We start from the raw sequence: 9206 nt of genomic DNA on the forward strand, positions 1-9206 counted from the left end.
CCCCTTCTCCGGGCGCGGGCCTCGTCGTTTACGTCTACCGGCTTGCTCAGCCCTTGGACGACTTCTTCTCGTCGGCGTCCTGGATGACCGCCTCGGCGACCTGCTGCATCGACATCCGCCGGTCCATCGACGTCTTCTGGATCCACCGGAACGCGGCCGGCTCCGTCAGCCCGTACTCCGTCTGGAGAATCGACTTCGCCCGGTCCACCAGCTTGCGCGTCTCCAGCCGCAGCGTCAGATCCGCGACCTCGTTCTCCAGCTCCCGCAGCTCCGTGAAGCGGGACACGGCCATCTCGATCGCCGGCACGACGTCACTCTTGCTGAACGGCTTCACCAGGTACGCCATCGCACCCGCGTCACGCGCCCGCTCGACGAGGTCACGCTGCGAGAACGCGGTCAGCATCAGGACGGGCGCGATGCGCTCCTCGGCGATCTTCTCGGCGGCGGAGATACCGTCCAGCTTGGGCATCTTCACGTCCAGGATGACCAGGTCCGGCTTGTGCTCACGGGCCAGCTCGACGGCCTGCTCACCGTCACCGGCCTCACCGACGACGCTGTAGCCCTCCTCCTCCAGCATCTCCTTGAGGTCGAGACGGATCAGCGCCTCGTCCTCGGCGATGACGACACGGGTCGTCAGCGGAGGCACGTGCGACTGGTCGTCGTCGGGCGCGTCTACGGGCTGGGGCGACTCGGGGGCGGTCACGGGGGCTCCTCGTTCAGGGCACAGGGGTACTGCTGACAAGAGCCTACCTAGCTGCGGTAAGGTAGTGACACAGCGGGTGACCGCTGACCTTCATTTCGAAGGGGCCCCGGTAGCCCAGCGGTAGAGGCCATGGATTCAAAACCCATCCAGCGTCGGTTCGAATCCGACTCGGGGCACTTTTCCTTGGTTCCCAAGGTCACGAAAGGAAAGCGGATGTTCCCGTTCTCGTGAACATCCGCTTTTTTGCTGCGTAGGGTCGCGATCTCCCGCGCAAAGTGGCCGCATGGAACAGCACGACTCTTCGATTCGCACTCAAGCCGTCGCACTCATGCTCCAAGGTGTCACCAATCGTGTGGTAGCCGAGCGTCTGAACATCCCACGCGGCACCGTCGGCTGGTGGCGCAGCGAGGACCGCAAAGCCCGTGGCGAGAAATATGAGCAGCCGACAGACTGCCCTAAATGCACTGGCCGCGGGTTCGATGAGATCGCATACGCCTACCTGCTGGGCCTCTATCTCGGGGATGGCCACATCGTCTCGAAGCCCAAGCAGCATCACCTGTCCATCTTCTGCAACGCGACGCAGACCGGACTGATCGCAGCAGCCGAAGAGGCCATGCACAAGGTGATGCCACTCCCGAGCGTCAGCCAGCGCCACAAAACAGGCTGCGTCGAGGTGAAGTCCTACACCAGGCACTGGACCTGCATGTTCCCCCAGCACGGCCCCGGCAAGAAGCACGAGCGGCCCATCGTCCTCGAACCCTGGCAGCAAGCCATCGTCGACGCCCACCCCTGGGAATTCATCCGGGGCCTCATCCACTCCGACGGATGCCGCATCACCAACTGGACGACCCGCCTCGTCGCCGGTGAGCGCAAGCGCTACGAATACCCGCGGTACTTCTTCACCAACGTCTCCGACGACATCCGGCGACTCTTCACCGAGACCCTGGAAAAGCTGGGCATCGAGTGGACGCACTGCACCCGCAACGGGAACCCCTACAACATCTCCGTCGCCAAGAAAGCGCACGTAGCCCTGCTCGACACCCACGTAGGCCCCAAGCACTGACCGAGACACTCCCCTACTTGGGGCTGTCGTCCTCTCCCACGTGGTGGACGCGGACCAGGTTGGTCGAGCCCGATACCCCGGGGGGTGAGCCGGCCGTGATGACCACGACGTCACCCTTCTGGCAGCGGCCGTACCTGAGGAGATGCTCGTCCACCTGGTCGACCATCGCGTCCGTGGAGTTCACCTGCGGGCCGAGGAACGTCTCGACGCCCCAGGTCAGATTCAGCTGGGAGCGGGTCGCCGGTTCCGGGGTGAAGGCAAGGAGGGGGATCGGGGAGCGGTAGCGGGAGAGGCGGCGGACGGTGTCTCCGCTCTGGGTGAAGGCGACGAGGAATTTCGCGTCGAGGAAGTCGCCGATCTCGGCGGCCGCGCGGGCGACGGCGCCGCCCTGGGTGCGGGGTTTGTTGCTTTCGGTCAGGTCGGGGAGGCCCTTGGCGAGGATGTCCTCCTCGGCCGCTTCGACGATTTTGGCCATGGTGCGGACGGTCTGGATGGCGTATTTGCCGACGCTGGTCTCGCCGGAGAGCATGACGGCGTCGGTGCCGTCGATGACCGCGTTGGCGACGTCGGAGGCTTCGGCGCGGGTGGGGCGGGAGTTCTCGATCATGGAGTCGAGCATCTGGGTGGCGACGATGACGGGCTTGGCGTTGCGCTTCGCCAGTTTGATCGCGCGCTTTTGGACGAGGGGGACCTGTTCGAGGGGCATCTCGACGCCGAGGTCGCCGCGGGCGACCATGATCCCGTCGAAGGCGGCCACGATGTCGTCGATGTTCTCGACGGCCTGGGGCTTCTCGATCTTGGCGATGACGGGGAGGCGGCGGTTTTCGTCGTCCATGATGCGGTGGACGTCGAGGATGTCGCGGCCGCTGCGGACGAAGGAGAGGGCGATGACGTCGAAGCCGGTGCGGAGTGCCCAGCGGAGGTCTTCTTCGTCTTTCTTGGAGAGGGCGGGGACGGAGACGGCGACGCCTGGGAGGTTGAGGCCCTTGTGGTCGGAGATCACGCCGCCTTCGAGTACGCGGGTGTGGACGCGGGGTCCGTCGATGCGTGTCACTTCGAGGCAGACTTTGCCGTCGTCGACGAGGATGCGTTCGCCGGTGGTGACGTCGGCTGCGAGGCCGGCGTAGGTGGTGCCGCACTGGTGGCGGTCGCCTTCTACGCCTTCTTCGACGGTGATGGTGAAGGTGTCGCCGCGTTCAAGGAGTACGGGGCCTTCCGTGAAGTTGCCGAGGCGGATCTTCGGGCCCTGAAGGTCGGCGAGGAGGCCGACGCTGTGGCCGGTTTCGTCGGAGGCCTTGCGGACGCGCTGGTAGCGCTCCTCGTGCTCGGCGTGGCCGCCGTGGCTGAGGTTGAAGCGGGCTACGTCCATTCCGGCGTCGACCAGGGCTTTGATCTGGTCGTAGGAGTCGGTGGCGGGGCCCAGGGTGCAGACGATTTTTGCTCGGCGCATGTTTCGAGCTTATGTCTTACCGGTGGGTAGGGAATTTGGGGCGCATGGCGGCTCAACGACCTTTGGGTGAAGGGTTGTTGTCAACTGTTGTCGGTTTATAAATTGTGCGGGCCGCCGCTCTGATGAGCGTTTCTTTCTGTTTGTGGTGGCACTGGGTGCCGCTGGATCGTCCGAATGGGTGAATTCACAGACTGTGCGGATTCACGGGCTGTGCGGATTCACGGACTGGTGGTTCACAGGCTGGGTGGGTTCATCGTGAACCGTGCGCTGACCTCGGCCCGGACCTGGATGTGCTGTGGTTCCAGGTCGAGGGGTTCGGGGGTCGCCGTTTCGGCGTCGGCGGCGGCCATGGAGAAGCGGACGGCGCGGCGGTCGAAGGCGGCGCGGGGGCGTCCGCCCGCCGTGCCGGTGTCGGTGAGTTCCAGGAGGGCGGCCACGGTCGTGCCCAGTGCCTCCGCGTACTCCTTCGCCCGTTGTACGGCTTCCCGTACCGCTTGCTGGCGGGCTTGGCGATGGACGGGTGAGGTGGGGCGGAGTTCCCACCAGGGGCCGTCGATTCGGGTGAGGTCGAGGTCGGCGAGGCGGGTGATGAGTTCGCCGAGGGCGGTGAAGTCGGTGAGTTCGGCGGTGAGGCGGATGGTGCCGTGGTAGGTGCGGACGCGTTCGCCTCGGCCGCGGGTGGCGAGTTCGGGGGTGAGGGAGACGGCGCCGGTGGAGAGGTTCTCGGCTGCGTCGCCGTAGGACTTGACGAGGTCGAGGACGGTGGTGTTGCGGCGGGTGAGGTCGTCGAGGGTGGTGCGGCGGTCGCGGCCTCGGGCGGTGACGGTGATGGCGATGCGGGCGATCTCGGGGGCGACGTCGAGTTCGGCCTCGCCGCGGACTTCGAGGAGGGGGGCGTCGGGGGTGCCGTACGGGGGATTCTGCGGGAAGGTCATACGTCCCACCTTGTCATGGCTTTCCCTGTTGCCTGGCGGGAGTTGACCGTGCTGGTCATCAGATCGAAACCTCCTGGACCTGTTGCCGTCGGTCGTGCCCGGGTCAGAATCTACGCGCGTCGTTGGCCTTTCCCCGAGGAGCTTGAGACATGCCGTTGAATCGCCGGAAGTTCTTGAAGAAGTCCGCTGTGACCGGGGCGGGGGTGGCGATCGCGGGTGCTGCCGCGGCTCCGGCGGCGCAGGCCTCGGAGGCGAAGAGGCCGGGGAAGCCGGTCAAGCAGCCGAAGCGGTATGCGCTGACGGTGCTGGGGACGACGGACCTGCACGGTCACGTTTTCAACTGGGACTATTTCAAGGACGCGGAGTACAAGGACGCGGCCGGTAATGCGCAGGGGCTGGCGCGTATCTCGACGCTGGTGAACCAGATCCGTAAGGAGAAGGGGCGCGAGAACACGCTGCTGCTGGACGCGGGTGACACGATCCAGGGCACTCCGCTGACGTACTACTACGCGAAGGTGGATCCGATCACCGCCAAGGGTGGTCCGGTGCATCCGATGGCGCAGGCGATGAACGCGATCGGGTATGACGCGGCGGCGCTGGGCAACCACGAGTTCAACTACGGCATCGAGACGCTGCGGAAGTTCGAGTCGCAGTTGCGGTTCCCGTTGCTCGGGGCGAACGCGGTGGACGCGAAGACGCTGAAGCCGGCGTTCCAGCCCTATGTGATCAAGACGTTCTGTGTGAAGGGTGCGCCGCCGGTGAAGGTGGCGGTGCTGGGTCTGACGAACCCGGGTATCGCGATCTGGGACAAGGCTTATGTGCAGGGCAAGCTGGCGTTCCCGGGTCTTGAGGAGCAGGCGGCGAAGTGGGTGCCGAAGCTGAAGTCGCTGGGCGCGGACGTGGTGATCGTGTCGGCGCACTCGGGTTCGTCGGGTACGTCGTCGTACGGTGACCAGTTGCCGTATGTGGAGAACTCGGCGGCGTTGGTGGCGCAGCAGGTGCCGGACATCGATGCGGTTCTGGTGGGTCACGCGCATGTGGAGATTCCGGAGCTGAAGGTCGTCAACGTGAAGACCGGGAAGACGGTCGTGTTGTCGGAGCCGTTGGCTTACGCGGAGCGGTTGTCGGTGTTCGATGTGGAGCTGGTGTTCGAGAAGGGGCGGTGGACGGTCGAGTCCGTTTCTTCGAAGGTGCTGAACTCCAACTCGGTGGCGGACGATCCGAAGATCACGAAGCTGTTGGGTGATGAGCACGCGAAGGTCGTCAAGTACGTCAACCAGGTGGTGGGTACCGCGACGGAGACGTTGACGACGGTGGAGGCGCGGTACAAGGACGCGCCGATCATCGACCTGATCACGAGGGTTCAGGAGGATGTCGTCAAGGCGGCGCTGGCGGGTACGTCGTATGCGTCGCTGCCGGTGATCGCGCAGGCGTCGCCGTTCTCGCGTACGTCGGAGATCCCGGCCGGTCAGGTGACGATCCGGGACCTTTCCAGCCTGTATGTGTACGACAACACGCTGGTGGCGAAGTTGTTGACGGGTGCGCAGGTGCGTGCGTACCTGGAGTATTCGGCGCAGTACTTCGTGCAGACGGCGGCGGATGCGGTCATCGACACGGAGAAGCTGACGAACGCGGCGGGGCGTCCGGATTACAACTACGACTATGTGTCGGGGCTGGCGTACGAGATCGACATCGCGCAGGCGGCGGGTTCTCGGATCAGGAATCTGACGTTCAATGGTGCGGCGTTGGATGATGCGCAGCAGTTCGTGCTGGCGGTGAACAACTACCGGGCCAATGGTGGTGGGGCGTTCCCGTATGTGGCGTCGGCGCAGGAGTTGTGGTCGGAGTCGACGGAGATCCGTACGCGGATTTCTGAGTGGGTGACGGCGAAGGGTGTGCTGGATCCGAAGGACTTCGCGTCGGTGGACTGGAGGCTGACGCGTGACGGTACGCCGGTCTTCTAGGGGTTCCGAGGTGTTGTAGTCCTGCGGGGCGGTGGGCGGTGTTTCATGCGGTGGCCGGGTGCGGCCGTTGCGTGAGCACCGCCTTTTCGCGTTGGCCGGCTGCCGTTGGTGGTTCTCAGCGGCGGTCTACGAGGGGGGTGAGGTGGGGGGCTTTTCGGGCTTGTGGGACTCGGGGTTGTGGTTGTTCGAGTCCGAAGGTGGTGAAGGCGGTTCGGGTGGGGAGGGGGTAGGTCTCTTTGCCGGTGAGGGTGTTGAGGATGGTGGCGCCGCGCCAGGCGGTGAGGCCGAGGTCGGGGGCGCCTACGCCGTGGGTGTGGCGTTCGGCGTTCTGGACGTAGATGTTGCAGCCGGTGGCGGTGATGGAGGGGTCGAGGACGAGGCGGAAGTGTTCGTCGATGCGGGGGCGTTCGCTGTTGTCGCGGCGGATGTAGGGGTCGAGGCCGGCGAGGATGCGGTCGAGTGGGCGTTCGCGGTGGCCGGTGGCGAGGACGACGGCGTTGGTGGTGAGGCGGGTGCGGGTGTTCTGCTGGATGTGTTCGAGGTGGAGTTCGATTTGGGTGGTGGCGATGCGGCCTGCGGTGCGGACGCGGACGCCGGGGGTGAGGACGGTGTCGGGCCAGTCGCCGTGGAGGGTGCGTCGGTAGAGCTCGTCGTGGATGGCGGCGAGGGTGCCCGCGTCGATGCCTTTGTGGAGTTGCCATTGGGTGGTGGTGAGGCGGTCGCGGGTGTTTTCGGGGAGGGCGTGGAAGTAGCGGGTGTAGTCGGGGGTGAAGTGTTCGAGGCCGAGTTTGGAGTACTCCATGGGGGCGAAGGCGTCGGTGCGGCCGATCCAGTGGAGTTGTTCGTGGCCGGTGGGGCGGTGGCGGAGGAGGTCGAGGAAGACTTCGGCGCCGGATTGTCCTGATCCGACGACGGTGATGTGGCCGGCGGCGAGAAGGGTGTCGCGGTGGGTGAGGTAGTCGGCGGCGTGGATGACGGGTACGCCGGGGGCGTCGGCGAGGGGGCGCAGGGCGTCGGGGACGTAGGGCTCGGTGCCGATGCCGAGGACGACGTTGCGGGTGTGGGTGCGGCCGAGGGCTTCGGCTTCGCCGTTGGTGTCGAGTTGGGTGAAGTCGACTTCGAAGATGTCGCGTTCGGGGTTCCAGTGGACGGCGTCGGCCTGGTGGCGGAAGTGGAGTCCGGGGAGGTTGTCGGCGACCCAGCGGCAGTAGGTGTCGTATTCGGCGCGTTGGGTGTGGAAGCGCTCGGCGAAGTAGAAGGGGTAGAGGCGTTGGTGGGTTTTGAGGTAGTTGAGGAAGGTCCAGGGGCTGGTGGGGTCGGCGAGGGTGACGAGGTCGGCGAGGAAGGGGACTTGGATGCGGGCGCCTTCGATGAGGAGGCCGGGGTGCCAGTCGAAGCGGGGGCGTTGTTCGTAGAAGACGGTGTCGAGTTCGGCGAGTGGGTGGGCGAGGGCGGCGAGGGAGAGGTTGCAGGGGCCGATGCCGATGCCGACGAGGTCGCGGGGGGTGCCGGGGTGTGGGGGGTGGTTCATCGGGGGGTGTTTCCTTCTGCGAGTTCGAGGAGGGTGGCCAGGTCGTGGGGGCGGGTGTGGGGGTTGAGGAGGGTGGTCTTGAGCCAGAGCCGGCCGTCGAGGCGGGCCCGGCCGAGGACGGCGTGGCCTTGGGTGAGGAGGCGGCGGCGGATGGTTGCGACGGTGGCGTCGGTGGCGTGTGCGGGGCGGAAGAGGACGGTGCTGATGGTGGGTGGGGCGTGGAGTTCGAAGCGGGGGTGTGCGGTGACGAGGTCGGCGAATTCGTGGGCGCGGGCGCAGACCTGGTCGACGAGGGCGGCGAGTCCGGTACGGCCGAGGGTTTTGAGGGTGACGGCGATTTTGAGGGTGTCGGAGCGGCGGGTGGTGCGCAGGGAGCGGCCGAGGAGGTCGGGGAGGCCGGCTTCGGTGTCGTCGTCGGCGTTGAGGTAGTCGGCGTGGTGGTGGAGGGCGGTGAGGTCGTGGGTGTCGCGGACGGCGAGAAGTCCGGCGGCGATGGGCTGCCAGCCGAGTTTGTGCAGGTCGAGGGTGACGGTGTGGGCGGCGTCGAGGCCGTTGAGTCTGGGGCGGTGGTGGTCGCTGAAGAGGAGGCCGCCTCCGTAGGCGGCGTCGATGTGGAGGCGGGCGCCGTGGGTGGTGGTGAGGGCGGCGATGGCGGGGAGGGGGTCGATGAGTCCGGCGTCGGTGGTGCCGGCGGTGGCGGCGACGAGGTGGGGGCCGGGTCGGGTGGTGAGGGTGTCGGCGAGGGAGGTGGGGTCGAGGGTGCCGGTGGGGGTGGGGATGACGAGGGGTTGTGGGAGGCCGAGGAGCCAGGCGGCGCGGGGCAGGGAGTGGTGGGCGTTGGCGCCGCAGACGAGTTGGAGGGTGGGGCCGTGGGTTTCGCGGGCGAGGAGGAGGGCGAGTTGGTTGGCTTCGGTGCCGCCGGTGGTGACGAGTGCGTCGGCCATGCCGGCTCGGGCGGCGAGCGTCCGTGTCACGAGTGCTTCCAGTTCGGAGGCGGCCGGTGCCTGGTCCCAGGAGTCGAGGGAGGGGTTGAGGGCGGAGACGGCGAGGTCGGCGGCGGTGGCGACGGCGAGGGGCGGGCAGTGCAGGTGGGCGGCGCAGAGGGGGTCGGCGGGGTCGGCGGAGCCTTCGGCCAGGGCGTGGACGAGGGTGTGCAGGGCGTGCGGGTCGCCGTGTTCGGGGAGTACGTCTGCGACGGCGTGCCGCAGGCGGGCGGCGACGGCTTCGGGGCCGCCTGCGGGCAGTGGTCCTCGGCGGGCCCGGCTGCCGGTGCCGAGGGCGTCGAGGACGGTCGCGAGCAAGGGCCGTAGGGCGTCGGGGCCTTCGGGGCCTGAGGCGAGGGGCGGCATGCTCACGGGGGCTCCTCCGGGGCGCGGGGCGGATGTCCGCAGCGGGGAGTGCCAGCTTGTCGGGGATTGCGGGGACGCGCCCGGAACATCCGGTGTTCGGAACCCTAAAGGGGGACGTGTTGCGGCGGGGCGCTGCGTTGGCCTTGGCGGGACGGTGTGCTCGGCGCCTCCGGCGTGGGAGGTGGCGCCGGGGCTGGTGTGGGCGCCGGGG

At 67.2% G+C, this 9206-nt stretch carries 7 protein-coding genes and 1 tRNA gene; 3 read left to right on the forward strand and 5 right to left on the reverse strand.

Translation table 11 applies throughout. The annotated features are described in order from the left end of the window. Nucleotides 1–46: 46 nt before the first annotated feature. Complete coding sequence (locus tag ACFWBB_RS41805) at nucleotides 47–703, reverse strand: ANTAR domain-containing response regulator (RefSeq protein ID WP_385284311.1); 657 nt, start codon at nucleotides 701–703, stop codon at nucleotides 47–49. 103 nt (nucleotides 704–806) lie between these two features. Between ACFWBB_RS41805 and ACFWBB_RS41810 the strand changes: the two genes are divergently transcribed. Together ACFWBB_RS41810 and ACFWBB_RS41815 are read left to right on the forward strand one after the other, a co-directional pair. Beyond that, nucleotides 807–879 (forward strand) — tRNA-Leu (locus ACFWBB_RS41810). Nucleotides 880–986: 107 nt separating this feature from the next. Then, nucleotides 987–1766 carry a helix-turn-helix domain-containing protein gene (locus ACFWBB_RS41815; protein WP_385284313.1) on the forward strand — a complete coding sequence of 260 codons (780 nt, stop codon included), beginning with the start codon at nucleotides 987–989 and terminating at the stop codon, nucleotides 1764–1766. Nucleotides 1767–1779: 13 nt separating this feature from the next. Here ACFWBB_RS41815 and pyk read toward each other — a convergent pair whose 3' ends face one another. Both pyk and ACFWBB_RS41825 read right to left on the reverse strand, forming a co-directional pair. Continuing rightward, complete coding sequence (pyk, locus tag ACFWBB_RS41820) at nucleotides 1780–3216, reverse strand: pyruvate kinase (RefSeq protein WP_385284316.1); 1437 nt, start codon at nucleotides 3214–3216, stop codon at nucleotides 1780–1782. 233 nt (nucleotides 3217–3449) lie between these two features. Next, entirely contained in the window at nucleotides 3450–4151 is a 702-nt protein-coding gene (locus ACFWBB_RS41825) for an SIMPL domain-containing protein (RefSeq protein WP_385284318.1), read from the reverse strand. Between the two features lie 149 nt (nucleotides 4152–4300). On the opposite strand from ACFWBB_RS41825, the gene ACFWBB_RS41830 reads away from it, so the two are divergent. Further along, a complete protein-coding gene (locus ACFWBB_RS41830) occupies nucleotides 4301–6115 on the forward strand; it encodes a bifunctional metallophosphatase/5'-nucleotidase (protein WP_385284320.1) in 1815 nt (604 codons plus the stop codon). Nucleotides 6116–6230: 115 nt separating this feature from the next. Here ACFWBB_RS41830 and ACFWBB_RS41835 read toward each other — a convergent pair whose 3' ends face one another. Together ACFWBB_RS41835 and ACFWBB_RS41840 are read right to left on the reverse strand one after the other, a co-directional pair. Then, nucleotides 6231–7646 (reverse strand): lysine N(6)-hydroxylase/L-ornithine N(5)-oxygenase family protein, encoded by a 1416-nt coding sequence (locus ACFWBB_RS41835; protein ID WP_385284323.1) that lies wholly within the window; start codon nucleotides 7644–7646, stop codon nucleotides 6231–6233. Next, nucleotides 7643–9001, reverse strand: a complete 1359-nt coding sequence (locus ACFWBB_RS41840; RefSeq protein ID WP_385284325.1) for a pyridoxal phosphate-dependent decarboxylase family protein — start codon at nucleotides 8999–9001, stop codon at nucleotides 7643–7645. The genes ACFWBB_RS41835 and ACFWBB_RS41840 overlap by 4 nt, the downstream gene beginning before the upstream one ends. Nucleotides 9002–9206 lie beyond the last annotated feature (205 nt).

It is taken from the genome of Streptomyces sp. NPDC060000, assembly GCF_042737375.1.
In the GTDB taxonomy this organism is placed as follows: domain Bacteria; phylum Actinomycetota; class Actinomycetes; order Streptomycetales; family Streptomycetaceae; genus Streptomyces.

Bases quoted from the DNA above. Each gene is read 5' to 3' on its own strand.
- ACFWBB_RS41815 (WP_385284313.1), top strand. From the start codon at position 987: ATGGAACAGCACGACTCTTCGATTCGCACTCAAGCCGTCGCACTCATG.
- pyk (WP_385284316.1), bottom strand. From the start codon at position 3,216: ATGCGCCGAGCAAAAATCGTCTGCACCCTGGGCCCCGCCACCGACTCC.
- ACFWBB_RS41825 (WP_385284318.1), bottom strand. From the start codon at position 4,151: ATGACCTTCCCGCAGAATCCCCCGTACGGCACCCCCGACGCCCCCCTC.
- ACFWBB_RS41830 (WP_385284320.1), top strand. From the start codon at position 4,301: ATGCCGTTGAATCGCCGGAAGTTCTTGAAGAAGTCCGCTGTGACCGGG.
- ACFWBB_RS41835 (WP_385284323.1), bottom strand. From the start codon at position 7,646: ATGAACCACCCCCCACACCCCGGCACCCCCCGCGACCTCGTCGGCATC.